This window comes from Micromonospora sp. NPDC049274 (assembly GCF_040678875.1).
In the GTDB taxonomy this organism is placed as follows: Bacteria; Actinomycetota; Actinomycetes; order Mycobacteriales; family Micromonosporaceae; genus Micromonospora.
The window spans coordinates 334876-360559 of the sequence record NZ_JBFAQS010000007.1; the positions used below are offsets into that span (position 1 = coordinate 334876).

The 25684-nt window shown below is 69.9% G+C and carries 26 protein-coding genes; 12 read left to right on the plus strand and 14 right to left on the minus strand.

Features of this window, described 5'->3' with window-relative positions:
• The first annotated feature begins 2 nt into the window (after positions 1-2).
• A complete protein-coding gene (locus AB0K10_RS16480; protein WP_363684175.1) occupies positions 3-881 on the plus strand; it encodes a dihydrodipicolinate synthase family protein in 879 nt (292 codons plus the stop codon).
• A gap of 115 nt (positions 882-996) precedes the next feature.
• Positions 997-1605, plus strand: a complete 609-nt coding sequence (locus AB0K10_RS16485) for a hypothetical protein (RefSeq protein ID WP_363684177.1) — start codon at positions 997-999, stop codon at positions 1603-1605.
• Between the two features lie 42 nt (positions 1606-1647).
• Here the strand turns inward: AB0K10_RS16485 and AB0K10_RS16490 are convergent, their stop codons facing one another.
• Positions 1648-3273, minus strand: coding sequence for a glycoside hydrolase family 43 protein (locus tag AB0K10_RS16490; protein ID WP_363684179.1), 1626 nt, complete (start codon positions 3271-3273; stop codon positions 1648-1650).
• Positions 3274-3521: 248 nt separating this feature from the next.
• On the opposite strand from AB0K10_RS16490, the gene AB0K10_RS16495 reads away from it, so the two are divergent.
• Genes AB0K10_RS16495 through AB0K10_RS16510 form a run of 4 tightly spaced genes read left to right on the plus strand, consistent with a single transcriptional unit; the run spans position 3522 to position 7775 of the window.
• Positions 3522-4817 carry an extracellular solute-binding protein gene (locus tag AB0K10_RS16495; RefSeq protein WP_363684181.1) on the plus strand — a complete coding sequence of 432 codons (1296 nt, stop codon included), beginning with the start codon at positions 3522-3524 and terminating at the stop codon, positions 4815-4817.
• 52 nt (positions 4818-4869) lie between these two features.
• A complete protein-coding gene (locus tag AB0K10_RS16500; protein ID WP_363684183.1) occupies positions 4870-5868 on the plus strand; it encodes a sugar ABC transporter permease in 999 nt (332 codons plus the stop codon).
• Positions 5865-6704, plus strand: a complete 840-nt coding sequence (locus tag AB0K10_RS16505) for a carbohydrate ABC transporter permease (RefSeq protein ID WP_363684185.1) — start codon at positions 5865-5867, stop codon at positions 6702-6704. The genes AB0K10_RS16500 and AB0K10_RS16505 overlap by 4 nt, the downstream gene beginning before the upstream one ends.
• A gap of 54 nt (positions 6705-6758) precedes the next feature.
• Positions 6759-7775, plus strand: coding sequence for a LacI family DNA-binding transcriptional regulator (locus AB0K10_RS16510; protein WP_363684187.1), 1017 nt, complete (start codon positions 6759-6761; stop codon positions 7773-7775).
• A gap of 27 nt (positions 7776-7802) precedes the next feature.
• Here the strand turns inward: AB0K10_RS16510 and AB0K10_RS16515 are convergent, their stop codons facing one another.
• The 7 genes from AB0K10_RS16515 to AB0K10_RS16545 form a co-directional block, all read right to left on the minus strand.
• Positions 7803-8510, minus strand: coding sequence for an ElyC/SanA/YdcF family protein (locus tag AB0K10_RS16515; protein ID WP_363684263.1), 708 nt, complete (start codon positions 8508-8510; stop codon positions 7803-7805).
• Between the two features lie 63 nt (positions 8511-8573).
• A complete protein-coding gene (locus AB0K10_RS16520) occupies positions 8574-9128 on the minus strand; it encodes a Uma2 family endonuclease (RefSeq protein ID WP_363684189.1) in 555 nt (184 codons plus the stop codon).
• A gap of 41 nt (positions 9129-9169) precedes the next feature.
• Positions 9170-9400 carry a hypothetical protein gene (locus tag AB0K10_RS16525; RefSeq protein WP_363684191.1) on the minus strand — a complete coding sequence of 77 codons (231 nt, stop codon included), beginning with the start codon at positions 9398-9400 and terminating at the stop codon, positions 9170-9172.
• A 4-nt stretch (positions 9401-9404) separates the two neighbouring features.
• The gene (locus tag AB0K10_RS16530; RefSeq protein ID WP_363684193.1) at positions 9405-10688 is read right to left on the minus strand and encodes a WXG100 family type VII secretion target; all 1284 of its coding nucleotides are present in this window, start codon (positions 10686-10688) and stop codon (positions 9405-9407) included.
• Positions 10685-10987, minus strand: coding sequence for a type VII secretion target (locus AB0K10_RS16535; RefSeq protein WP_363684195.1), 303 nt, complete (start codon positions 10985-10987; stop codon positions 10685-10687). The genes AB0K10_RS16530 and AB0K10_RS16535 overlap by 4 nt, the downstream gene beginning before the upstream one ends.
• A 4-nt stretch (positions 10988-10991) precedes the next feature.
• The gene (locus AB0K10_RS16540; RefSeq protein WP_363684197.1) at positions 10992-11390 is read right to left on the minus strand and encodes a YbaB/EbfC family nucleoid-associated protein; all 399 of its coding nucleotides are present in this window, start codon (positions 11388-11390) and stop codon (positions 10992-10994) included.
• A gap of 162 nt (positions 11391-11552) precedes the next feature.
• Entirely contained in the window at positions 11553-12917 is a 1365-nt protein-coding gene (locus tag AB0K10_RS16545) for a PHB depolymerase family esterase (protein WP_363684199.1), read from the minus strand.
• Positions 12918-13397: 480 nt separating this feature from the next.
• Here AB0K10_RS16545 and AB0K10_RS16550 point away from each other — a divergent pair, with 480 nt between their 5' ends.
• Positions 13398-15464 carry a cellulose binding domain-containing protein gene (locus tag AB0K10_RS16550; RefSeq protein WP_363684201.1) on the plus strand — a complete coding sequence of 689 codons (2067 nt, stop codon included), beginning with the start codon at positions 13398-13400 and terminating at the stop codon, positions 15462-15464.
• Between the two features lie 317 nt (positions 15465-15781).
• Positions 15782-16018: a hypothetical protein gene (locus AB0K10_RS16555; RefSeq protein WP_363684203.1), complete on the plus strand. Its 237-nt coding sequence runs from the start codon at positions 15782-15784 to the stop codon at positions 16016-16018.
• Between the two features lie 9 nt (positions 16019-16027).
• Here AB0K10_RS16555 and AB0K10_RS16560 read toward each other — a convergent pair whose 3' ends face one another.
• Both AB0K10_RS16560 and AB0K10_RS16565 read right to left on the minus strand, forming a co-directional pair.
• Positions 16028-16276 (minus strand): flavin reductase, encoded by a 249-nt coding sequence (locus AB0K10_RS16560; RefSeq protein ID WP_363684205.1) that lies wholly within the window; start codon positions 16274-16276, stop codon positions 16028-16030.
• Entirely contained in the window at positions 16276-16569 is a 294-nt protein-coding gene (locus AB0K10_RS16565; protein ID WP_363684207.1) for a hypothetical protein, read from the minus strand. The genes AB0K10_RS16560 and AB0K10_RS16565 overlap by 1 nt, the downstream gene beginning before the upstream one ends.
• Positions 16570-16804: 235 nt before the next feature.
• Between AB0K10_RS16565 and AB0K10_RS16570 the strand changes: the two genes are divergently transcribed.
• Entirely contained in the window at positions 16805-17605 is an 801-nt protein-coding gene (locus AB0K10_RS16570) for a helix-turn-helix transcriptional regulator (protein WP_363684265.1), read from the plus strand.
• Positions 17593-17787 (plus strand): DUF397 domain-containing protein, encoded by a 195-nt coding sequence (locus AB0K10_RS16575; protein WP_363684209.1) that lies wholly within the window; start codon positions 17593-17595, stop codon positions 17785-17787. Before AB0K10_RS16570 ends, AB0K10_RS16575 begins: the two co-directional genes overlap by 13 nt.
• 72 nt (positions 17788-17859) lie before the next feature.
• Here the strand turns inward: AB0K10_RS16575 and AB0K10_RS16580 are convergent, their stop codons facing one another.
• Positions 17860-20661 carry a M14 family zinc carboxypeptidase gene (locus tag AB0K10_RS16580; RefSeq protein WP_363684211.1) on the minus strand — a complete coding sequence of 934 codons (2802 nt, stop codon included), beginning with the start codon at positions 20659-20661 and terminating at the stop codon, positions 17860-17862.
• A 170-nt stretch (positions 20662-20831) separates the two neighbouring features.
• On the opposite strand from AB0K10_RS16580, the gene AB0K10_RS16585 reads away from it, so the two are divergent.
• Entirely contained in the window at positions 20832-21248 is a 417-nt protein-coding gene (locus AB0K10_RS16585) for a hypothetical protein (protein WP_363684213.1), read from the plus strand.
• Positions 21245-23164 carry a caspase family protein gene (locus AB0K10_RS16590; RefSeq protein ID WP_363684215.1) on the plus strand — a complete coding sequence of 640 codons (1920 nt, stop codon included), beginning with the start codon at positions 21245-21247 and terminating at the stop codon, positions 23162-23164. The genes AB0K10_RS16585 and AB0K10_RS16590 overlap by 4 nt, the downstream gene beginning before the upstream one ends.
• Positions 23165-23230: 66 nt before the next feature.
• Here the strand turns inward: AB0K10_RS16590 and AB0K10_RS16595 are convergent, their stop codons facing one another.
• The 3 genes from AB0K10_RS16595 to AB0K10_RS16605 all read right to left on the minus strand — a co-directional run bounded on the left by AB0K10_RS16595 (position 23231) and on the right by AB0K10_RS16605 (position 25653).
• Positions 23231-24556, minus strand: a complete 1326-nt coding sequence (locus tag AB0K10_RS16595; RefSeq protein ID WP_363684217.1) for a glycoside hydrolase family 18 protein — start codon at positions 24554-24556, stop codon at positions 23231-23233.
• Between the two features lie 120 nt (positions 24557-24676).
• The gene (locus AB0K10_RS16600) at positions 24677-25096 is read right to left on the minus strand and encodes a PPOX class F420-dependent oxidoreductase (RefSeq protein WP_363684219.1); all 420 of its coding nucleotides are present in this window, start codon (positions 25094-25096) and stop codon (positions 24677-24679) included.
• A 101-nt stretch (positions 25097-25197) separates the two neighbouring features.
• Entirely contained in the window at positions 25198-25653 is a 456-nt protein-coding gene (locus tag AB0K10_RS16605) for a pyridoxamine 5'-phosphate oxidase family protein (RefSeq protein WP_363684221.1), read from the minus strand.
• Between the last annotated feature and the right edge of the window lie 31 nt (positions 25654-25684).

The following is a 25684-nucleotide window of genomic DNA, read 5'->3' on the forward strand; positions in this document are numbered from 1 at the left end:
ACATGACCTTGACCGGCCTGTACGTCCCGCTGATCACGCCGTTCGACGCGTCCGGGGCCGTCGCCCTCGACGCGCTGACGCTCCTCGCGCACGATGCGTTGGATGCCGGAGCGGCTGGTCTGGTCGCTCTCGGCACGACGGGGGAGCCGACGTCCCTCAGCGGCGAGGAGCGACGCGAAGTGCTCGACGCCCTCGTCGCGGTGTGCCGTACGCGCCGCGCGCGTCTGCTCGTCGGTGCCAACAGCGTCGAGGCCCTGCACGCCCTGGGCGAACGTCCCGAGGTGACGGCCGCTCTCAGCCTGGTGCCGCCGTTCCTCCGGCCGGGCGGCGCGGGTGTGCTCGCCTACTTCGCCCACCTCGCCAAGGCCAGCCCGGTGCCACTTGTCGTCTACCACGTCCCGTACCGCACCGGACAGCAGCTCAGCGCGGACGAGCTTCGGCGGCTCGCCGACCTGCCCGGCGTCATCGGCATCAAGTACGCCGCCGGGGGGATCGACACCGGGACCGTCGACTTCCTCGCCGACCTCCGGCCCGGCTTCGCCGTGCTCGGCGGCGAGGATCCGCTCATCTCCCCGTTGCTCGCCCTCGGCGCGCACGGCGCCATCGTCGCCTCGGCCCACGTCGCCACGGCGGACTTCGTCCGATTGGTCGAGCACTGGCACACGGGCGACCTCGCGCGTGGGCGATCACTCGGCCATCGGCTCGCGGGCCTGTCTGCGGCGTTGTTCGCCGAGCCCAACCCGGCGGTGATCAAAGCGGTCCTGCACGCGCAGGGTCGCATCCCGACCGCCGCGGTACGGCTGCCGCTGCTGGCCGCCAGCCCGGATGCCGCACGGCGGGCGCTTGGGCACCTGTTCGAGCTGACGAGCTTACCGACGTGAGCGGGCCCATTGTTCATCTCGCCGTCGACGTGGCCTGAGCGCGGTTGGCTATCGTCGTCCGGCAACGGATCATGGCGGCAGCAGTGCCGCGGCACCGAGACGCGAGGAGCGTTCCATGGCAGTCGACCTCCGCCGTACCCGGCCTTTCTGGGCCACGGCCGCCGCCGTGCTCGCCGTGGCGGCGCTGTCCGCCTGCGGCAGCGGCGACACCGCCGCGCCGGCCGCCGCGCCCGCCACCAGCGCGGCCGCGCCGACGGACGCCGCGCCGCCTCCGCCGGCGCGGGGCAAGCTGCGCGGGTACGGCACGGTGCGGCAGCTCAGCGAGACAGCGGACCTGGTCGTCCGCGGCGCGGTCGAGTCGGCCGGCTTCCGGGTCGACGAGGTGCTGCGGGCCAAGGGCGAATCCGGTGTACGTCCCGGGGCGCGCATCACGCTCGCCAGCCTCGACGCCGGTGTCGCGGACATGGCCCACATGTCGAAGCTCGAAGCGGGTCAGGTCGTGGTGCTCTACCTGTCCCAGGACCCCGGGACCCCGACGTTCCGGACGCTCAGCGGCGACTTCGGTGTGTTCGACGTGACCGGATCCGGCGACGACGCCGTCGCGTCGACCCGCTCGCAGGCCATGGCCGTCAGCGGCCTGCTCGCCGAGGATCCGGCTGCCTCAGGTCACGGCTTCCGGACCACCCTCGGTCAGCTGCGCGCTGTCGCCGCCCAAGTCAGCTAGGAGGCACCCCCCACGCGGGCGGCATCTGTGCCGTCCGCGTGGTCAGTGCTCCCGGTAGGTGGCCCGGTCGAAGTCGGCGTACACCCCGTCGCCGCCGAGATCCTGCACCCACAGGCCGACGAACGCCCCGGTGAAGCCCCACGCCGCCGGCTCCCCGTCGATGATCAGGGCGGCGTGCTCGTCGGACAGGATGGTCGCGTCCAGGTCGACGGGCAGCCGCTGCCAACCCGCGCCGAGGTCGTAGTCGAAACGCACCACGGGCCCGTCGAACACCGCCCGCAGACCGACCCGTTCCACACCGCTGGCGTCGACGGTCAGGTCCGGGTACGGGGTGCGCCGCCCGTTGTCGGAGCTGAGCAGCTCCAGCACCGTACGCCCGTCGTCGGCGCGGGTCAGGTAGAGGTGATGCCAGTTGAGGGTGTTGTAGTACGCGGTGATCCCGGCGAGTTGACGGTGGTCGACCGGGTCGAACTCGACAACGGTCTCCAGCGAGCAGTGCGTCGCCCCGACACGTCGCGCGACCAGGCTCGGCGCCTGTCGTCCCACCGGCGACTGCCCACCGTGGACCCGCAGGTGCGAGGGGCGCGACCGCAGGTCGACCCAGTCCGGAGTGGCCGGCCGGCGCAGCGTCGACCAGCAGGAGCCGAGCTCAGCGGCGTCGAAGTCGTCGGTGGCGGGCTCGTCCGGCCACGGATGCGGGGCCAGGTCGGGAGCGGCGACCTCCTCGGCGGGCACGCCACCGGGAATCCGGGGCCAACCGCCCGACGGCCACTCGACCCGCTGGATCGCCGTCTCCCGGCCCAGCACGCAGTTGCCCAGCGGCGAGTAGGGGCGGCCGACCAGGTGGGCCAGGTACCACCCGTCGTCGGGGGTCTGGACCAGGCTGCCGTGACCGGCCTTCTGCAACCGCAGGTCCGGCCGACCCACGGAGCTGAGCAGCGGCCCGTCCGGGTCCACCTCGTACGGGCCGAACAGCTCCCGCGAGCGGGCCACGGTGACCTGGTGCTCCCAGCTCGTGCCGCCCTCGGCGGTGATCAGCCAGTACCAGCCGTCGTGGCGGTACAGGTGCGGGCCCTCGGTGACGCCTACCGGCGTGCCGGTGAACAGGATGCGGGGCCGGCCGACGAGACGACGGGCCGCGCGGTCGTACTGCTGGATCTCGATGCCACCGAAGCGGTCCCGGCCGGGTCGCCAGTCGGCGCTCATGCTCAGCAGCCAGCTGGTGCCGTCGTCGTCGTGGAACAGGGCGGCGTCGAAGCCGCGCCCGTGCAGTTTCACCGGATCCGACCAGGGGCCGGCGATGTCCGGTGCGGTGATCAGGAAGTTCTGCGGATCCCAGTAGCCGCTGGCGAAGCTCGCCACGTCGCTGTAGACGAGGTGGAACTCCCCATCGTGGTACGTCAGGTCGGGCGCCCACACACCGTTGGAGTCGCCGCAGCCGCGCAGGTCGAGCAGGCGGCGGTCGGTGATGATGCCGCCCAGGGGGCGCCAGTGGACGAGGTCGCGCGAGTGGTGCACGCGGACCCCCGGATACCACTCGAACGTCGAGGTGGCCAGGTAGAAGTCGTCGCCGACGCGCAGGATCGACGGATCCGGGTGGAACCCGGCGAGGACGGGGTTGCGGATCGACCAGGCAGCGGTCGCCACGTCAGCGGTGTCGGTCGACACGGGGGCTCCTCTGTGCGGCTATGAAACTTCCGGAAACTTGCGGGACCAGATCACTGGAAGCCCCTCGTACGGTAGCCGGTCTTATCGCGATAGGACAGGGGTCTTGACCGCTGGGGGAACTGCTCGTAGCGTCCCGGCCATCGATCGGTAATACCGACGAAGCAATGAAAGTTCCGGAGATCCAGGTTCGAACCCTTGCCGGCTCGGCCGGCGTCCGAGCAACCCGTGAGTCCCCGAAGGGATGGATCATGACAGCGCACCTTTCCCGCCGATCGCTGCTCGGCCTCGCCGGCGCCGGCGCCGGCGCCTACCTGCTCAGCGCCTGCAGCGGCGACGAGAAGTCCAGCGACCCGAACGCACCGCAGACCATCAACTGGTGGCACATCCAGAACACCGAGCCGATGCTGCCGGTGTGGGCCGCGATGGCCAACGAGTACAAGACCGCGCACAGCAACGTCACGTTCACCATCCAGCCGCTGGAGAACGAGGCGTTCAAGGCCAAGCTGACCACCGCCACGCAGGCCGGCGACCCGCCGGACCTCTTCCAGTCGTGGGGCGGCGGCGTGCTCAAGCAGCAGGTCGACGCGGGCCTGGTCAAGGACCTCACCGATGACGTGAAGGACCTGGTCGCCGGCATCCTTCCCGCCGCCATGCAGCCGTACACGATCGACGGCAAGATCTACGGCATCCCGTTCGACATCGGCATGGTCGGGTTCTGGTACAACAAGGATCTCTTCGCCCGTGCCGGCATCACCGAGGCGCCCGCCACCTGGGCGGCTCTGCTCGACGCGGTCCGCAAGCTCAAGACCGCCGGCATCACCCCGGTCGCCATCGCCGGCAAGGACAAGTGGCCTGCCCACTTCTACTGGTCCTACCTGGCCATGCGGATCGGCGGCGTCGGCGCGCTGCAGAAGGCCGTCGACGACAAGAACTTCGACACCCCCGACCTCGCCGCGGCCGGCGAGCGGCTCAAGGAACTCGTCGACCTGCAGCCCTTCCAGAAGGGCTTTCTCGGCGCCGAGTACGGCTCACCCGACGGGCAGGCCGCCACCATGGGCAACGGCGGCGCGGCCATGGAGCTGATGGGTCAGTGGGCGCCGGCGGTGCAGGGGTCCAGCTCCACCAGCAAGAAGGGCATCGGTGACAAGCTGGGCTTCTTCCCGTTCCCGGCCGTGGACGGCGGCAAGGGCACCTCCACCGAGGTCTTCGGCGGTGGCAACGGCTTCGCCGTCGGCAAGGACGCTCCGGCCGCCACCATCGACTTCCTGAAGTTCCTGCTCAGCGCCGACAACCAGCGCCGGTCCGCGAAGACCGGGGCGGTGCTGCCCACGGTGAAGGACGCCACCGACGCCATCACCGACGCCAACAACAAGGTCGTCGCGGAGACCCTGGCCAAGAACACCGGCTTCCAGCTCTACCTCGACCAGGCGTACGCGCCCGCGCTCGGCCAGCAGATCAACGACAGTGTCGCCGAGATCATCGCCGGCAAGAAGGCGCCCGCGGCGATCCTCAAGGACATCACGCAGGTGGCGAAGACCGTCTGACCGTGACCCCGTATCCATCCCTAGCCGGCGAGAGAACCCGAGTGGAGCAGGCATGACCAGGCCATCGACCGTGTCGGACACGAGGCGCGGCGACACGGCGACAGATCCGCCGGCACCGGGGCCGGGCACCACGCGTCAGCGTGGCCGCCAGCCCCGGCCGGGGCGGGGTGGCGTCCTCGCCGTCTTCCTGGCGCCTGCCCTGGCGCTGTTCCTGCTGCTGGTGGTCGCGCCCATCCTGGTGGCCGGCTACGCCAGCCTCTACAAGTGGAACGGCTTCGGGCTTCCGGAGAACTTCGTCGGGCTGGACAACTACACACGCGCCTTCAGCGATCCGACGTTCCGGGGCGACCTGTGGCGCGGCCTCGTGCTGGTGCTGCTGTCGCTCGCCGTGCAGTTGCCCGCCGCGCTGGCCCTCGCCATGCTTCTCAACCAGCCGCTGCGCGGCCGGGCCGCGTACCGGCTGATCTTCTTCGCCCCGTACGTGCTCTCCGAGGTCACCACGGCCGTCCTGTTCACGCTGGTGTTCTCACCCAACCGAGGGCTCGGCGACTCGGTCTCGCGGTGGTTGGGCGCGGACGCCGGCGCGGTCTTCGCCGACCCGGACACCGTGCTGTTCGCCGTCTTCCTGGTCGTGTCCTGGAAGTACTTCGGCCTCTACATGATGCTGTTCCTGGCGGCCCGGCAGGGCATCCCGAAGGAGCTGTCCGAGGCCGCGGTCACCGACGGCGCCAGCGCCTGGCAGGCGTTCCGGTACGTCACCCTGCCCCTGCTCGGCCCGACGATCCGCATCAGCATCTTCCTGTCGGTCATCGGCACCATCCAACTGTTCGACATGGTCTGGGTGTTGACGCGCGGCGGCCCGATCCACACCTCGGAGACGATGGCCGTCACGATGTACCAGTACGGTTTCCGCCGCTTCGAGGTCGGCTACGCCAGCGCGATCAGCATCGTCATGTTCCTGCTGAGCCTCGTCTTCGCCCTGTTCTACCAGCGCATCGTCCTGCGTCGGGACACCGCGGGCGCGATCACCAACCAGGGAGGCCAGCGATGACCGCCACGACCAGTCGCGCCCAGCGGACCCGCAGCATCGTGCTGCACCTCATCTGCATCGGCGTGGGCGCGCTCATCGTCGTGCCGGTCTGGTTCGGCGTGATCGGCGGCTTCAAGGACAACGGTCAACTGTCGACGAACCCGCTGGGCCTGCCCGATCCGTGGGTGCCGACGAACTACACCGACCTCTTCGCCTCCGGGGTGTTCTGGCGACAGCTCGGCAACAGCCTGCTCATCGCCGTCAGCAGCACCCTCATCGTGGTCGGCGCGGCGGCGATGGCGGCGTTCGTCTTCGCCCGCTACGCGTTCCGGGGCCGCGAGTTCCTGGTCACCCTGTTCGCGATCGGTCTGATGTTCCCGTTCGCGGTGGCCATCCTGCCGCTGTTCGTCCTGCTCCGCACCATGGGCCTGCTCGACAACCCACTCGGTGTCATCCTGCCCCAGGCGGCGTTCGGGCTGCCGATCACCATCATCATCCTGCGCCAGTTCTTCCGGACGATCCCCGCCGAGGTGGAGGAGGCCGCCGTCCTCGACGGCTGCGGCTCCTTCGGGTTCTTCTGGCGGGTCCTGCTGCCGATGGCCCGTCCCGCCCTGGCCACCGTCTCGGTGCTGGCCGTCGTGACGAGCTGGAACAACTTCATGCTCCCGCTTGTCGTCTTCAGCGACCAGAGTTGGTGGACCCTCCCCGTCGGGGTCCAGGCATTCCAGGGCCAGTACGCCGACGACACCGCCCGGGTGCTCGCCTACGTCGTCCTGTCCATGATTCCCGCCCTGGGCTTCTACGCCGTGGCCGAACGCCAACTCATCGGGGGCCTGACCGGCAGCGTCAAGGGGTGACGACACCGGATCGCCAACCCACCTGAAGCGTCCCGCCAGACGAAGGAGCGGACCGTGGGCTCCGACAACGGCCGAAACGTCACCATCGCAATGATCGCGCGACTGGCCGGTGTGTCAGTGCCCACGGTCTCCCGGGTCATCAATGGCCGCTCCGACGTCGCTCCCGAGACCCGGGAGCGCGTCGAGGCGCTGCTCAACCACCACGGTTACCGCCGCCGCACCCAGGCCCGGCGGACCGAGGCCGCACTGATCGACCTGGTCTTCAACGACCTCGACAGTCCCTGGGCCGTGGAGATCATCCGTGGGGTGGAGGACGTCGCCCGTGCCAGTGGCGTCGGCACTGTCGTCTCCGCCATCCACTGGCGCATCTCCTCAGCCAAGCAGTGGCTGGACAACATGCGGACCCGATCCACAGTGGGCGTCATCTTCGTGACGTCGATGGTGAACCCGCCTCTGCAGGCGGAGCTGCGCCGGCTGCACCTGCCGGTGGTCATCATCGACCCCGCCGGTGTCGACCCGCAGGAGTCGCCCACCATCGGCGCCACCAACTGGGCGGGCAGCCTGAGCGCCAACCAGTATTTGCTCGGCCTCGGTCACCGCCGCATCGGCTTCATCGCCGGGCCACCACACCTGATGTGCAGCCGGGCCCGGATCGACGGCTACCGCGCGGCGCTCGGCGCGGCCGGTATCGCCGTCGACGACGCGCTCATCCGACCGGGCAACTTCTACCACGAGGCCGGCTTCACCTCGGGTACGCAACTGTTGTCCCTGCCCGAGCCGCCCACCGCCATCTTCGCCTCCAGCGACCAGATGGCACTCGGCGTCTACGAGGCCGTCCGCAAACGCGGCCTGCGGGTGCCCGACGACATCAGCGTGGTCGGCTTCGACGACCTGCCGGAGGTCCGCTGGTGCTCCCCGCCGCTGACCACGGTCCGCCAGCCACTGGCCGAGATGGGCATGCTGGCCGCCCGGACCGTGCTGCGGCTCGCCGGGGGTGAGAAGAGCGAGAGCCCGCGCATCGAACTCGCCACCGAACTCGTCGTCCGCGACAGCGCCGGCCCGCCCCGCTGAGAGGCGCGATCGGGTTCGGCGCTGACGTCAGGCGTCGCGCAGGGCGTCGTCGACAGCCGTCTCCCGACGGCCGAGGTGGACCGGGTCCCGGCCGGACAGCACGTCCAGCGCCGCCTTCAGACAGGCGCCGTTCTCGCGGGCGGCACTGACCCGCCACGTCCGGGCGTACCGCTTCGCCGTCTCGTCTCCGACGCCGTTGGCGTCGATGCCGAGCCTCCGGCACAGCGCCACGGCGCGGGGAAGATGGAACGACTGGGTCACGACCGTCGCGCGCGTCACCCCGAAGATCCGCTCCGCCCGCGCGCAGGAGTCGTACGTGTCGAAGCCCGCGTAATCCAGGACCACCTTCCGCGCCGGCACACCCCGGTCGACCAGCCACCGCAGCATCGCCGCAGGCTCGTTGTAGTCGGCGTTCATGTTGTCGCCGGACACGAGGATCGCGGCCACCTTGCCCCGCTCGAACAACCGTCGCGCGACCTCCAGGCGGGCCGCGAGAAAGGGTGACGGCGTGCCGTCGGGGTCCACCTGGGTGCCCAGCACCAGGGCGACCGGCGCGTCCGGCACATCGGCCTCGCCGTAGAGGTGGCCCTCCGCGGCGTTGCGAACCCACGCCACGCTGGCGACCGTACCGCCGGCCAGCAGCACCGCACCCGCCACCAAAGCCAATGAGGTACGACGGACGAACCGCCGATGCTCACCGTGCCACCGCCGGACAGCGCCGAATCGTCCCCGCATCCCGAATCGTCCCCGCATCCCGTGAGGGTATGTCGACCGCGCGGTGTGACGACCGGCCCGGCCTCAACCGAGGTCGTGCTCCTCCGGGGAGGTGTTGAGGACCCAGGCGAGCGGCATGGTCGCGCGGGCGACGTAGTGGTCGCCCTCCAGTCGGTGCATGGTGACGGTCTGCGTCGAATCCTGATCGACCACCCAGTACTGAGGGATGGCGGCGGCAGCGTATTCATTGCGCTTAGTCACCGTGTCGACGCCCTCCGAGCCCGGCGAGACGATCTCGATAACGAGGAGCACGTCGGCGACGGGCAGCCAGACTGCGTCCGTCTGCGCCTTGCTCCACACCACCAGGTCCGGAATTCGTCCACCGACACCGCCGTCGCGACCGGGGATTCGAAGCCCGACCGCCTGGGCGACCCGATCCGCCGGAAGACCGCCCTGCGCGAGCCACACCATGAGCCGGGTCGCGATGATCGCATGGGCGTATCCCGGCGGCGGCATGATCGAGACGACTCCCTCGGGACTGATTTCATACCGGTGGTTCTCGTCTGCGGCCATCATGGCGGTGAGGTCGTCGAGCGTCACGACAGGGGGCATGTACCTGCCGACCGCCTCGGAGCTCATGCACGCATCGTACCGGTTTGTGATGCGGAACAGCGGCTGCCTCAACTGGCGAACAGCATCCTCGGAGGAAATTCGCCGCTTGAACGCCAGGCGTTGACGATCTTCGCCGTGATCGCGCTGGCGGCCGAGTTGAAGTCTCCATCCTCGACGTGTGCCTCAAGGGTGCTTGGGTCGATCGTGAGAATTCGATCGAATCTGTCTTCGAACCCGAACTCATAGCGGACTTCGATCGCGGTGGCGTCGATCCGCCTCGCGGCCACCATCATGCCCATCCCGCTAGCTCCCCTCGGTCGCGTAGTCCTCGTAGGTGGGGCCGGGAATCGACGACTCCCAGTTGGAGATCTTGTTGGCCGCCAGATGCGCTTCCCGGTAATCCGCCTGGGGATGTGTCTCGTAGTACCGCAGCTCGGCCAACTCGTGTTCCAGAAGAACGTAGTCCTCCGGCAACGGATCACCGCGTCGCAGCCGGAGCCACGCCTCAGCCATCGGTGCACTCGGATCGTATCGTTGACGGATGATCCCGCCCGAATAGTCGTCCATCGGATGTTCATCAAAGAAGACGTGTCGGCGGATCTGCGCAATCTCCTCCCGGGTGAAGCCCACGGAGCCGTCGAGACGAGGGGCGGCCCCGAGGTGATCAGCGATCGTGTCCACATCGTCGCGCTGACGGATCGCGTCATACGCCTCTCCTGCCCACCGTTCCTGCCGTCCGTAGTCATCGACGTTCCCAGGACGTGTGCTGTGGCCGCCATGAACATCACGGTGCTCTGCGCGAGGCCTGGCCGACTGGGCAGGGCTGCCATTCTGCAGGCGACCCAGGGCCTGTCTCAGCTTCTCGATGAGGTCGCCGAGTCGGCGCATCTCCGGGACGAGTCGGCGGAGGCTGGCCAGTAGTGCGCGCAGCAGCCGTGCTATTCGTGCGCCCCAGGAGGCGACCAGGGTGGTGACCTGTTCGGCGACCAGTGGTGTGGCGAGGCCTGCGGTGGCGACGAGTTCGCTGGCGTACACGATGAGGCGGGAGACGCAGGTGGCGATGGCGTCGCGGACGAGGAGCCGGACGGCGGCGACGAGGCCGGCGGTGCCTTCGGTGATCGCGGCCATGGTGTCGGCGCCCTGGGCGAGGCCGGTGATGGCCTGGTGTTGCTGGGTGGCCCAGGTGCGGTAGGCGGAGCCGGCGCTGCCGCCCCAGCCGGTGACGTCGGTGCAGACGGCGCGGGCCAGGTCGGTGGCGTCGTCGTGGAGGGAGGCGGCGATGTTGCGCCAGGTCTGGGCGTGTGCGGTGATCTGGGCGGGGTCACCGGCGAGCCAGTCGAGGGCTTCGCTGAGGGGTTTGACGTGTTCGATGAGCCACGCGATGCCGTACTGGAGGAGTGCGCCGACCGGGTCGGAGACGAAGGCGAGGGCGTCGAGGCCGGCACTGACGACGCCGAGGCTGCCGTCGATCCAGCTGCCGTTGCGGACGCCCTGGGCGATGAGGTCGATGTCCTCGCAGATCCAGATGCCGGCCCAGGTGGTGGGTGGCGTGGCGGTGGCGGATGCGACGAGCGGGTTGGCCGTCACCGTCCGGCCTCAGGGTGGCGTAGACGGTGGCTGGCGCGGCTGTCGGAGGCCCGGTAGCGGTCGGCGCCGACTCGCAGTTTCCCGGCGGTGTCCCGCAGGGATCCGGCGGCAGCGTCGACGCCGCCGACCAGCGTGCGCTGTAGCCCGTCCAGCAGGGAGGGCATGAACGCGCAGAGCTGCCCGTACGCGTCGGCGCCCAGCCGGACGTGTTGACCGGCCTGACGGGCGGTGTCGACGCCGTCGGCTATGCGATCGAGGTGGGTGGCGTGGACGGTCAGGGCCTGCGGTTCGACCCGCACCTCGTCACCGCCGGGCATCGCTCGGCCCCGGATCGGGCCGGAGTCGGCTGCGGTAGGAGTCGATGACGGCCCGTGCGCTCACGTCGTCGCCGAGGGTCTCGGCGGTGGCGTCGGTGATCTGCCGCAGCAGGTCGGCGTGGGCTGCGGTGGTGGTGTCCAGGATCTGTCCGGCGGTGTGGGCCGCGGAGTGCTGCCGCACCCGTTCGTCGAGCCGAAGACCGGTCAGCAGGCCGGACGAGTCGACTGTCACCGTGACGGACCGGTCGGGGCTGGTGGCGGTGCCGGTGAGCGCCCGCAGCCGTGCGGAGAGGGCCGTCGCCTTGGCGGCCCGCTCGGCCAGGGAGGCTTCCCACTCGTCGAGGCGACGCCCCGCCGCATCCAGCGCGGCATCGTCCGCCCACATGCCGACCCCCCGGAAACATCGGCGTCCATCACCGTCGAACCGTCGCCACGTTACCAACCCGTGGCGCTGCGTGTCGTCCCCCGCAGTGCTCGCGCGGGGGCCACGCGGCCCGGCTCGGGAAGGGATCCCGGGCCGAGCCGCGGCGCCGATCGGGTTACCGCATCAGCTTCTGGTCCACCGCTGGCTGGCGCTGCCGTTGCAGGTCGCGAGGACCATCTGGCTGCCGTTGGCGGTGCCGGAGGCGTTCGGTGCGAGGCACAGGCCGGATTGGACTCCGGTGACCGTGCCGTCGGTTCCGAGGTTCCATTGCTGGTTGGTGCCACCGTTGCAGTCCCAGATGATCACGCGGGTGCCCGAGGACGTCCCGGCGCCCTCGGCATCCAGGCACTTGGTGCCGTACACCTGGAGTTGCCTGCTGGCGGTCGACGTCCACTGCTGGTTGGTGCCGCCGTTGCAGTCCCACAACGCCACCTGGGTGCCGTTCGTCTGCGACCTGGACGGGACGTCCAGGCACCGGCCGGCGTTGACGTTGCGCAGCGGCGCGGCCGTGCCGCCCGGCGGCGGGGTGGTCGGCGGCGCGGTGGTTGGCGGCGGGGTGGTGGGGTTGGTGGTGTCGAAGCCGAGGAAGCGGATGGCCTGGGCGGCGTCGAACGGGATCGAGTGGCCGTAGCCCTGGAAACTGATCGCCTCGACCGGAGCGGTGGGGCCGGTGCCGCCGTAACGGGTGCGGGTGGCGCTGGTCTGGGGGTAGTCGGTGTAGCTGGGGGTCTGGGATACGCCCTGCACGTTGGTCCACTGTTTGATCTGTTCGCCGAAGTTGACGTAGCTCAGCGTGGTGTCCGTGGTGCCGTGCCAGATCTGGACGCGGGGACGGGCGCCGGTGTAGCCGGGGTAGGCGTTGCGGACCAGGTCACCCCACTGCTGGGGGGTCTTGGTGATGCGCCCGCCGGAGCATTCGCTGTTCCACTCCGCGCCGTTGGTGGTGGCGAAGCAGCCGAACGGGACTCCGGAGGAGCTGAAGCCGGCGTTGAACACGTCGGGGTAGAGGCCGAGCATGACGTTTGTCATCATGGCGCCGGAGGAGAAGCCACCCACGGCGATCCGGGTCGAATCGACGGGATAGCGGCCGCGGACGTAGTCGAGCATGGACTTCAGGCCGACCGGGTCGCTGCCGCCGTCGCGGCGCAGGGCCTGCGGGGAGGAGACGTCCCAGCACTTGCTGCTGCGGGTCACCGACGGGTAGATCACGATGAAGCCGTAGCGGTCGGCCAGGGAGCTGAGGCCGAAACCGCTGTGGACGGCCGGGCCGCTTCCGGTGCAGTAGTGCAGTGCGAGCAGCAGCGCCGGGCGGGCCGCGACCCGGTCCGGCACGTACAGGTGCATCTGCAGGTTCGTCGGGTTGGTGCCGAAGTTGCTCACCTGGGTGAGCGTCGCGGCCGACGCCGGGGTGGCGAGCGTGACCACGGCCGTCATGGTGGCCAGAGCCGTCGCCAACCCGGCGGCCAGCAGAGCGAGCCTTGTTCTCATCGGCGGTTCCTTCACGGTCAGTGCAGCGGTGGGGGTGGGGAGAGCGAGGACGGGCCCGGACACGCGACGGCCGCCGCGCGTCACCTGCGGCTGCTGACCGGTCCTGTTGCGACGTACGCGCATCAGAGGGCGTCGTGACCAGCGAGGACTCTCCCGGTGAGCCCTGGACGCTGATCGCCTCGCATCGACTGTGAGCGATAACATGCTGTTCGTCAAGCCGTAACGTATGACGTCAGCTCAGGTGTGTGGGCGGCGGGTCCTCTTGAGATCCGCGATTCGGCCGTGCCATTCTTGGCCGTCGATGACCTGCCGCGTGCGGGGCTGACGCCCGTCCACTGGGCAGCCGGGACCGGACCACGGATCCCGGGGGACGGGGCACGAACGACGGGACGCCGGGGCCTGTCCGTCCACGAGTCCGCCGCTGCCGCGCCGCACCCTGCCGGCTGGGCGACTCACCGTCGTTCACCCAAAGGAACAGCCATGCACATCCCGATTCGCCGTGCGGCGCTCCTGGCGGGCGTGCTGCTCGCCGCGACCGCACTCCCCGGCATCCACCCCCCGACGGCGCTGGCGGCGGTCCCCCCCGACGCCGTCGCCGTGACCGTGAACGCTCGCGCCGGCCTGGCGACGGTGCCCGACACCGCGTTGGGCGTCAACCACGCCATCTGGGACCAGAACCTGGGCACCGCCGAGACCTCGGACCTCCTGCGCGACGCCGGCGTGCAGATGATGCGCTACCCCGGCGGCTCGTACGCCGACATCTACCACTGGAAGGACCACACCGCTCCCGGTGGGTACGTCGCCCCGAACACCGACTTCGACACATTCATGGCGGGAGTCAAGCGGGTCGGCGCCCAACCGATGATCATCGCGAACTACGGCACCGGTACGCCGGCCGAGGCCGCCGACTGGGTGCGCTACGCCAACGTGACAAAGGGCTACGGAGCGCGGTACTGGACGATCGGCAACGAGAACTACGGCAACGGGCTCTACGGGTCGGCGTGGGAGGCGGACGACCACCCGGACAAGAGCGCCAGCCAGTACGCGCGGCTGGTCGTCGAGTACGCCGACGCGATGAAGGCGGTCGACCCGAGCGTCAAGGTCGGCGCGGTGCTCACGATGCCGGGCAACTGGCCGGACGGGATCACCGCCGGCAGCGACCCGGGCCCCTGGAACCAGACGGTGCTCTCCCTCGCCGGCCCGAAGATCGACTTCGTGGACGTGCACTGGTACCCGGGCGGAAGCGCCGCGGAGTCGCTGACCCGCACCAACCAGCTCCCCGACGCGACCTACCTGCTCCGGCAGCAACTCAGCCGGTACGCGGGCCCGAACGCCGACCGGATCGGCATCAGCTTCACCGAGCTGAACGTCGGCACCGGCCAGAACACCCAGCCCGCGGCGCTGTTCCTGGCCGACGCCTACAGCGGGCTGCTGGAGAACGGTGTCTTCACCGCCCAGTGGTGGAACGTGCACAACGGCATCGGCACCGTGAGCGAGGTGGCGGGCCAGACCGACTACGGCGACTTCGGCATGCTGTCCAGCGGCGGCTGCACGGCAGACGGCACGGTGTGCGAGCCGCCGTTGAACACGCCGTTCGCGCCGTACCACGCGCTGGGCATGATGAAGCTGTTCGCGCACACCGGCGACCAGTTCGTGCGCGCCGGCACCGACGATGCGCTGGTCAGCGCGCACGCCGTACGCCGCGCCAACGGCGACCTGGCTGTGCTGCTGGTCAACAAGGATCCGGACGCGGCCCACGACGTGACCATCGACTACGCCGGGTTCGCGCCGTCGGCAGCCGCGCCGACGGTGTCCACCCTCATCAACGGCGCGACGGGCATCGCCACCGGCCAGTCCGGCTCGGCGACCAGCCGGACGCTGCCGCCGTACTCGTTGACGACGCTCGTGCTGCGCCCGGCCGGCGCGACCGCCGGGCGGCCGACGGCGCCCGGCCAGCCCACCGCCAGCGGCGTCACCGACCGGGGCGCGACGATCACCTGGCCGGCGGCCACCGCCGGCAGCAGCCCCATCGCCAAGTACGAGGTGTACCGGCAGAACGGCGCGGTCAGCGAGCAGCTCGGCGAAACGATGACGACGTCGTTCACTGTCGGCAACCTGGTGCCGGGCAGCAGGTACACGGTCAACGTGCTGGCCCGTGACACGGCCGGCCGGGTGTCCTGGGCCTCGCCGCCGATGACGTTCGCCACCGGCAGCCCGGCGACCAGCGCGTGCACCGTCCGCTTCACCGCCGCCAACGACTGGGGCAACGGCTACATCGGCGGCGTCGAGATCACCAACAACGGGACGAAGACGATCGGCGGCTGGACGCTCACCTGGACCTGGCCCACCGGCTGGCAGCAGGTGAGCAGCGGCTGGAGCGCCACCTGGGAGCAGGTCGGCACTGCCGTGCGGGTCACCCCGACCGACGACAACCGGCAGATCGCCGCCGGCGCCAGCGTGAGCGCCGGCTTCGTCGGCGCGTACAGCGGCCCGAACGTGCTGCCCACCGCGTTCACCCTCAACGGCACCGTCTGCGCGACCGGCTGACACCGCGGTCCGGTTGGCCCGCGCGGCGGGCCGGCCGGGCCTGGCCGGCCGGGCCTGGCCGGCCCAGGCATGGGCGGCCCGGACAGGCCGGTCACCCGGCCCGCCTCAGGAAGGGGCGGCATCATCGGTCGAGACCCTTTGGAGCTGATGTCGCAAACGAATCACCCTCTCGCCCCGCCCGCGTGATTCGTTTACGGCATCAGCTCCAAAGGGTGTCACCCCCACTGCCGGCCCACAGTGCCGCGCCCCGCCACCGGTCCAGGGCCGTGCGACGGTGAGAGGTTGCGATCTTCGGTACGGTCGCGCTCGTGAACGTCGTGAACGTCGTCAGCAAGTTCGGTGTCGACGCGTGCCTTGAGCGGAGGTGGGTCCTACCGCTGGAAGTGATCGAGCCGCTGACCCCGCATGTCCGCATGACCGGCGAGGGTGGGATCGTCGACGAATGGCCGGTCACTCATGGGATCGTGGCCATCGTTCAGCCATGGGTCGACCAGGTGATCGACGTGGCGTCCGGCTCGTGGTTCGTCGGCTCGGAGCAGGCCGACCGGCCGTAGGACGGGCAGTCATCGGGCCGACGCCCAGCCGGTGAAGCGTTGGGTCAGGTCCTCAGGTGGGGCGCTCGGGTTCAGCTGTGCCAGGTTGGCGACGGCCTCGGCCTGGAGTGTCGCCAGGTGGACGAGCAGCGCCGGGCGGTCAAGGCGGTACTCGCCGAGGAGGCGAAGCTTCGCCGGTGAGCATGGCCACGCGATGCCGCAGGTGCCGCAGCGCCAGGTCGGGCGCACGGGCCGGTGGTCGGGAGAGCGGCGGGACATCAGCCGACCCGGACCGGGCCTCGCCGGACGCCACGTCGAGCGGTGGGCCGGCTCGGTGGAGAGGTGAGGCGTTGTGCGCCGGACGGCATCAGGTACAGCTCACGGCGGGCGATCGCGTCACCATGAGGTCCGAGCTGGTAGGCGTCGATCCACAACCAGCCGTGGTACGTGTGCCGGTCGCTGAGGGCGCGGATGACGCGGACGATGATGGGCCGGGCGAACTGTGGGCTCGCGGCGCGGGTCAGGTGCAACAGGTCACCGGACCGCACCTGCGGTTGCTTGTCGATGGGCATGATCCCCCCTGGCAGGCGTTGGGAAGGGGCCGCCCCGTGAGTGCTCGCCCAGAGGGGCGGCCCCGCTACGAACGCGTCCGCCGGGTCTCAGGTCCTCCACCGGCCGCGCCGCTTGTTCCACCTTGGATGGTCGCCACTTAGGATCGGAATAGTCACCGCTCGATCACGGAGCGCGGCGGCCGGATTCGAGGTCGGCGGGGAATGGTGAGGAAATCTGCGGAAGGGCGTGGAAGTCGTGGGAATTTCACCTTCTGAGTACCTGCTTCGCGAGCTGAAAAGACGCCGGTCAGCGGCCGGATTGACTCAGGCGCAGCTAGGAGAGCAGGTGTTCTGCTCGGATTCTCAGGTGAGTGCTATCGAGACTGGAACGAAGCCGCCCACGCTGGCCTATCTGACGGCGGTGGATAAGGCGCTCGGTACCGGCGGTTACTTTGCGACGCTGTGGAATGAGCTGGTGAAGGGCGACGCTGCGCCGGTCTGGTTACGCGAGTGGATCGAGACCGAGCGCGACGCGACCGCATTACGCTGGTACGAGCACGCGTTCGTGCCGGGACTCCTGCAAACCGAGGCCTATGCGCGGGCAACCTTCCAGGCGGCACGAGTGCCGGTGACCGAGCTTGACCACCGTGTCTCGGCGCGGTTGGAGCGGCAAGCGGCTCTCGCCCGCGTCCCAGCCCCGCAGCTCTTCGTCGTCATGGACGAGATGGCGATTCGACGTGCCTGCGGTGGCCCCGACGTGATGGCTGAGCAGCTCGAATACCTGATGACCTGCGCTGAGGAGCCGCATATCCAGTTGCATGTGGTCCCGCTGTCCGCTGGCATGTACTCAGGCCCGGCTGGCGCATTCATACTGGCCGACATGCCGGATGGCTCACGTGTCGGCTACGTGGACAATCAGCTTTCGGCGCAGATCGTGGAGCAGCCGGAGGGGATTGCTAGCCTGGGCCTGTCGTGGGACGCGGTCCGCGGCGAGGCTCTTCCGCTCGGGCAAACCCTCGGTCTACTCAAGGAAGTGGCAAAGACATGGACATCTTGACGGATGCTCAGTGGCGGAAAGCCTCCCGCTCGTCCACCAATGGCGGGGCCTGCGTTGAGGTTGCGGACAATGTGGCCGGCATCGTCGGTGTGCGGGACTCCAAGGACCCCGACGGGCCGGCCCTGGTCTTCGGGCCGGCGTCGTGGCGGGCGTTCGTCGCCGAGGTCGCCCGCCCGTCCTGAACCGACCCCGAGAGAGCGCGGAAGCGCCCGCCCCGAAACGTGGGACGGGCGCTTCGCCGTGCGGGGGAACGGTCAGGCCACCACCGACCGTAGCGGCACTCCGGCGGCGCGCAGCGCGCGTACCAGATCGTTCGTGAAGGGGTGTTCGTCGGCCTGGAGTCCCTGCGGGTTGGGGATCACGACGTACGCCGAGGTGCCCTTCGCGGACGTCCGCGCGTCGGTGGTGAAGCGGTCGACGATGGCCCGCGTGCGAGCCAGGTCCGTCGCCGCCACCTCGATGGTGATCGGCCGCCATCCGCCGCCGAGGTCCGCCGCGACCGGCGCGGCGGCGGCGCTGGCGCGCGCCGCGTCGGTGCCCGGCGCGCGTCGGGCGCCGGGCGCGCCCGGCGGGTAGAGCAGCGCGTTGGCCACCAGGTGCAGACCATTCTCGTTGTACGCGCGGAAGAGCGGATTGAACGCGAACAGCACCGACCTGCCGCCGCCGGTCGGCTCGTCGACGACGGCAGCCGTGCCCTTCAGTGTGTCCGCACCGACGGTGTAGCCGTTGGCCCAGAACGTGTCGCCGGTCGGGTAGGTGAGCACGTTCGTCCCGGTCGTGCTGGGGTTGAGGATCGGGTCGTCGTTGTTGAACTCGAAGTCCTCGGCGGGGCGGCCCAGGGCGACCGGGTTGTCGGTGTCGACGTCGACCCGTAGGTGCGAGCCGATCACCAGGTAGTCGGCGGGTTTGGTCTTCTCCGTGGTGGAGGTGAGCCCTGCGGCGCGGGCCAGCCGTGTGCCCTCGTTGCGCAGCCCGACGTAGGTGTGGCCCTGGCCGATCCAGTCCCGCAGGTGGGCCTGCCCGGTGGCGGTCAGACCGCCTGTCGCGCTGCTGCCGTCGGGAACCAGCAACACCGTACGGCCGGTGAACGCCTCGGTGTTGTCGTTGATGTCGGCGGTGGTGACCGGCTTCAGGTCGAGGCCCCACCGCTTGCCGAGCACGTACCGGGCCTCGCCCTGTGAGCCGGACGTGGTGGAGATGCCGGTGCCCTGGAAGAGTCCGACGTCGGGCAGGGCGAGCGGGGTGCCGGTGGGGCGCCCGCCCGGGGTGAGGGTGGTCCCGGCCGCCTTCGCCAGGTCGTCGACCGTACGGCTCAGCCTGGTCGCCGGGATCGCGACCCGGCTGGTGGTCAGGTCCCGCACGAGCGGCACACCACGGCCGAGCAGGGCGAAGGTGAACTCCGCGGCGGCGGCCGAGTCCAGCGGGTACGTGTAGGAGCCCCACGGCCACGCCAGTCCGCTGCGGCCCCCGGCGATGCCGCGCACGAGCTGAGCCTTCGGCCTGACCTTGTCGCCCGTGTAGATCGTGGACACACCCATGAGCAGCGGGTTGCTCCACGACGACACGTCGTAGAAGTAGGGGAACGGGACGTACGGGTCCTCGCCCATGATCGCCTGGATCCAGTGCTTCTGCGGCTGGTCCATCGGAATCCAGTACGCGCCCCTGGGCACCGTCACGTTCGTGGCGCTGCGGCCGCCGAAGACCCGCGCGGTGGGCACCCGGGTGGGCTGCTGCACCTCGTACACCTCGACGTCCATCCGGCGCAGCCGCTCGACGAGCCGGCGGACGTCGGCGAGCTGCCGGTCGGGCAGCAGGAAGTACGAGCGGATCGTGATGTCGGGCACCGGGAACTGGACCTCGTTGGTGGGCTGCACCACCTCGTTCGGCTCCAGCCTGCCCGCCCGGCCCTCGGCGAGCGCGTCGGTCCAGATGTCGAAGTAACCGTCCAGCACCTCACGCTTGTTGGCGGCGGCCCAGCCGAGCGTCGACCACTGGGTGTGGAACTGCTGCTGCACCCGGTCGGCCACGGCCGACGCGCTGCCCTTCTCGTACGTCATGCCGGCCGCCCCGAAGCCGGCGGTGGGCACGGTGTCGCCGTAGCCCATGAAGAACAGGTCGTACGTGTCGTAGTTGAAGTAGCACTCGGTGGTGACGGTGTCGTCGCAGGCGCCGTTGTAGCCGAAGCCCGCCTTGTTGGCCTCGCCGATCCGGTTGATCCAGTCCACGGCCTCGCCGGCGATCTCGTGGTGGATCGGGTCGGCGTTGGGCGGGAAGAAGTACTGCCGGCCGCCCATCTCGTGGGCGTCGATGAACACCTGCGGCGGGTAGCGGCGCAGCAGTTCGAGCTTGCCGTCGGTCTCCTGCTGGGTGCGGGCGAACCAGTCCCGGTTCAGGTCGAAGCCGAACTCGTTCTGCCGGCGGGTGGCGTCGCGGCCGTCCGGGTTCTGGGTGGGGACGATGACGGTGACCAGGTTGTCGTTGCGCCGCGCGACCTCGCAGGACAGGCCGGCGGCCAGCTCGTACAGCGTCTTGAGCGCCGCGTCGGTGCCGCTCTTCTCACCACCGTGCACGTTCGCGGTGACCCAGACGATGGCCGGGCCGTCCTGCGCCGTACGGGCGGCGGTCCGTGCGCTCGTGCGGCGGGGGTCGCGCAGGTCCCGTACGTCTTCGGCGATCTTTCGCAGCGCGGACGGCCGCACGTGACGCTCGTTGGACACCACCGCGTACGGCAGCGGTTGGCCGAGCACGCTGGTGGCCGTCACGCCCGTGACGACCCGGTCGGAGGCGCTGTCGACGGCCTTGAGGTAGGCGCGGACCTCGTCGTTGGTGACCACCCGCTCCTGCCCCGCGCCGAGCGGGAAGCCGAGCGCGGCCTCCGGGCTGGGCACGGTGCTGATTCGTGCGGTCGGGTCGGTGCTGCACCCTGCGGGTCGAGCGGCGCCGGCGGCCGACGTGCCGCCGAGCAGGGGAGTCATGCCAAGCAGGAGCGCGATCGTGGCGGCGCCCGCCAGCCGCTTCGGGGGGAGGGTCCAGAACGGACGTGACGATGGGCCCATGTCTCGGGTTCCCTTCCTGGGGGAAAGCCTCGCAGTGGCCGGAGCCTATGAATCGGTCGACACGGCGGTCAAGAGTTGATCGACATCGGTGACTCTCCGGGGCTGCCCGAAGGCGATGTCGCCTGGCAGGATGACGAAGTGGGGTTTGCCTTCGCCGGAAGGAGAAGACGGTGCCCGCGTCACAGGAGACCATCACGCTGTCGGTCCATCCGGATCTTCCCTCTGCCGATGCTCGACGTTCTCTCGCGTCGTGGCTGCGCGCCGAGGATCGGCTTCGCGGAAAGGTGACCGCCGCGCCCGCTCCCGGCTCGACGATCCCGGCCGACGAGATGTCGGCCGGGGCCACGGACGTGCTGCTGGTGGCCGTCGGCAGTGGCGGCGCCGTCATGGTTCTGGTGCAGGCGATCGCCGGCTGGCTGACCCACCGCCGCGAGGACGTGACGGTGAAGCTCACCCTTCCCGGCGGATCGTCGGCCGAGTTGGACGTCCGCCGGGCTCGAGACATGGACCAGGTCACCGCGCTCATCGAGGCCGCCGTACGCGCTCTGGCCGAGCACGAACCGTCTGTCGAGACGAACGATCAGTGAGTCGCCCCGACCCGAGCAGGTCGACCGCGCTGCTGATCGGCACCGCCACACACAGCCAACAGGCACTGGAAGATCTGCCGGCGGTGCGGGCGAACGTCACCGAGCTGGCCCGGCTGGTCACCACCGGCCCGGTCGACCTGGTCGCCGTGGAACGCTGCACCCAGCTTCTCGACCTTCCGCACCCGGGGGAGGCGGGTGTCACGATCGCCGAACGCTGCGGCGAGGCCGAGGACCTGTTGCTCGTCTACTACGCGGGCCACGGGCTCCTCGACGACAACGGAGAGCTGTTCCTCGCCCTGAGCGGCACGAACCCCCGACCGGACTGGCTCAAGTACACAGCGATCCCGTTCAGCTGGATCCGTGACGCGATGCGGGACAGCCCCGCCCGTACCCGGGTGCTGATCCTCGACTGCTGCTTCGCGGGCCGGGCGCTCAACAATATGTCCACTGCGGATGTGGAGAACGGGCTCGCCGACCGTAGTGAGATCCAGGGGACGTTCACCCTCACCGCGACCTCGGACAACGTCGCCGCCATCGCGCCGGTCGGTGCCGAGCACACGGCGTTCACCGGCGAGTTGCTGCGCCTGTTGCAGCACGGACCACCAGCGCGCGACGGGCACCCGGACGGGGAAGACCTCACCCTGAGCGCCGCGTACCGGCATCTGGCGGTGACCCTGCCCAGCCAGGGCCTGCCACGGCCGCGTCAACGCAACACCGACCTCGCGGCCGACCTGGTGTTGCGCCCCGCCCGGCCGGCTTCTGCCGCTGTGCCGGCCGCCGAAGGCCAACTCTCGGATGAGCCACCCGTCGCCACGCCGGCCGTCAATCTGCCCGTCCTGGCCGAAGCGCGGCCGGTGATGGACACACTGCGCCGACCGCAGCGACTGTTCCACCCGTTGCACCGCGACCTGTTGGCGAGGCACTGGCGACGGCTCGCGCTGTCGGTCGGTGTCGTGGGTCTACAGATCGCTCTCCTGATCTCGTGGCTCGGCCCCGGCCTCGACCCGACACGACCGCGCGGGTGGCTCAACGGGGATCTGCTGTTCACGATCTTCGAGCCGGCTGCCGCGGTGATTGTCACAGTGCTCGCGGCTACCGCCGGTCGCGACGTGCGGGCAGGGTTTCCGCGAGATGCCCGAGTCAAATGGGGACTGGCCATCATTCTCTGGGGTGTTGTCGTCGTGTACATGCCGATCACAGTCGTCGTGTTCGTCGCGGCGGTGATCTTCGTCGAGTCTCCGCGGTTCTTCCTCGTCCTGCTCTGTGGGGCCCTCTGGCTGATGTGGCGTCTCGGTCGAGAGATGTTTGACAGGGGCCATGTGCTCAAGGCGTGGTGGCAAATCCCCATAGTTGTCGGCATCACTGGCGGGCTCGCGGTGGCGTTGCAGGTCGTCGGTCGCATCAGGCACCAGCCCTGGTGGAAGCTGCCGCTCGAAAATCATGCCTTCGGGAAGGTCTGGTTGCTGACCGGGATCCTCGCGATCGGTGCGTTGATCGGCATACAGGTCCACGACGTGCTGACCGGTCACCTCGCGATGGCACGAAGGCCGCTCGTCGTTCAGCTCACCAAACAGGGCATCGGAGTGCGGACCAGAGCGCACAACAGGTTCATCGCCTGGCACCATCTGGACCGGATCTTCGTCGCCGGAAACATCCTCGCCATCGCCTTCAAACGGGACTATCCCGAGGTGGAGAAGCCGCGCGAGTTCAGCTACTCCGCCGCTCTCGGCGGCTTTACGGTGGCCGACATCCGGCACTTCCCCCACACTCGTGCGGAGATCCTGCACGCCCTCTCGCACTTCGCGGGCGGCACCCTGCACGGCGTCACCCCACCCGATCCTGACGACGACCGACTACCCGCGCGGGCGGACGGCAGCCTGGCCCGGCGGTTCAGCGAGCGGTGGAGCACCCACTGAGCTGACGCCACACCGCCGCCGACCGAGGAACCGGCCGGCGGCGGGTGGGGTCGAGCGGGAGTGCGCCTACCAGGTCGTCAGGCCCAGGCCGATCGTCTTGGTCAGCGTGGCGTTGTCGTCGTCGCCGTCGAGCGACCAGATCATCGCGCCACCCAGGCCGGTACGCCTGATGTAGAGCATCTTCTGCAACACCACAGCCGGATCGTCGTACGTCCAGAAGGTCGTACCGTCGAAGAGCCAGGCGTGCCCGGCGCGCAGGTCGCGGTGCACGGTGTAGCCGTTGCCGGCGAGGGCCTTGAGCTGCTTGTAGTCCTCGTAGCCGGCCTCGTAGGTCGCCGGCGCGGGCCCGGCGGCCGGCTGGAACAGCCCGGTGCCGCCGCCGGTGACGCCGGTCCAGCCGCGACCGTAGAAGGGGATGCCCAGGACCAGCTTGTCGCGCGGCGCTCCACGGGTGAGCCAGCCGTCGATCGCCACCTCGATGGAGAAGTCCGGGTTGTCCGGCGAGCCCGCCGGCACGCGCAGGGCCGACTGCTGGTTGGCCACGGCCTCCCAGCCGCCGTGGAAGTCGTACCCCTGCACGGTGCCGAAGTCCAGGTACTTGAAGATCTTGCGGCCCTCATAGCCGGCGTCCATGGTGGCCGGGTTGGCCGGCAGGAAGGCGGTCAGCGGGTGGTGGGCACGGGTCGTGCGGCCGTACGCGTCGAGCTGCCGGCGGAACTCGGCCAGCAGCTTGGTGAAGTTCTCCCGGTCCTCGGGGCGGATGACGTTGCCGGGCTCACCGTCCCAGTTCGGCCACTCCCAGTCGAGGTCGACGCCGTCGAAGACGCCCGCCGCGGCACCGGGGCTGCCCGGCAGGTTGCCCTTGAGGTACAGGTCGATGCAGGACGCGACGAACGCCTTTCGGGAGGCGTCGGTGCGGGCGGCGTTGGAGAAGTACGTCGACCAGCTCCACCCGCCCAGCGAGATCAGCACCTGGAGGCCGGGGTGCTTGGCCTTCAGCTTGGCGAGCTGGCCGAAGTTGCCGTTGAGCGCCTGTCCGGGTGCGTCGGCAACGCCGTCGACGCTCTCCTCGGCGGGGACCGGCCGCTGGTAGTCGGCCCAGGCGTCGCCCTCGCCCGGTCCGCCGTCCACATAGCAGCGGCCATCTTCGCTGACGTTGCCGAACGCGTAGTTGAGGTGGGTGAGGCGGCTCGCCGCCCCGGAGGCGTCGAGCTTCTTGACCGAGAAGGCCCGGCCGTAGATGCCCCACTGGGTGAAGTAGCCGACCCGGTGGTAGCCGGGCTGGCGCTCGGGTTTGCCGCCGGCGCTCGCCACGGTGGGCGGGGCGGCGGTGAGCAACAGGGTCGCCAGGGCGACGACGGCGGTGAGGCGGCGGTGGCGCAGTTGTCGCATCGGCACTCCCACGAGGGATCAAGCAGAATTAGTAAAGACACTTATCTGATTGATGAAGTTAAGCCGATCACGCTCTGCGGTCAAGAGCCGTCCCTCCGCCGCCGTCCCCGCGGCGGCCGGTCAGCCGACCTGGCTGTTGTCCTTGAGCGAGCCCCAGCCGTGCCAGCGGTCGATCTCGATCAGTGCGCTGACCCGGGCGCGTTCCCGCCGGGGATAGTCATTGCCGGTGTAGTGCCGCGACAGCCGGTCGATGTCCGCGAGATCCTCGTCGGCGCGCAGCTCGGCGACGTGCCCGACGATACTGACGTGGGTGTACCAGCCGGCCTCGTCCAGCACCGTGAGCGACACCCGGGGGTCGTTGCGGATGTGCTCCAACCGGCGGCGGCTCTCGTCCAGGTTCACCAGGATCCGCCCGTCCTCCCACAGGTACCAGGTCGCGGCCGACACCGGCTGACCACCATTGCGAAGCGTCGTCATGACCGCCGGGTTCGGCTTCTTCAGCATCTCGACCGCGGCCTCGGGAAGCGGTGGCTTGGACATGAGGGCTCCTCCTCGCATGAGCGTTTACCCCTGCACGGTACGCACCCGTACAGCCCGCGCACGCCAGGACGCGGATCGCGGCGCCCGCGAGGCCGAGTGGCTCAGCCGAGCCACTGACCGTCGCGCATGAGGACGCGTCCCCGCAGCTCGTTCGCCTCCCGCCAGGCCTGGATGCGCTGCGGCCGGATCACGAAGTACTGGTAGGGCTCGGCACTTCCGCTCGGGTCGAAACCGGTCCTGGCGGCGAACGCCGCGCACCTCTCGTGGCCGAGGTCGGCGATGTCCACCGGCTCGGCGACACCGTCGACGATGACGACGTCACGCGTCGGCCCCAGGCTGAGCCGCACCCGCGCATCCTCCAGCAGGTTGCGACCGGTGACCGACGCGCGCGGCGTCGAGACGAGAAAGGTGGTCCCGTCCCAGAGGTACGACAGCGGAATGAGGTGTACGCCGCCGGGCGAGCCCGACGTCGCGACCCACAGATCGATGTCGCTCTCCAGCCTCTCTCGTGTGTCGCTCAGCCGCTCCGCAAGCCCACGCGGTGGCACGCTCGCCATGTCCCCTCCGGTCAGGTGCGTGATCCTCGGG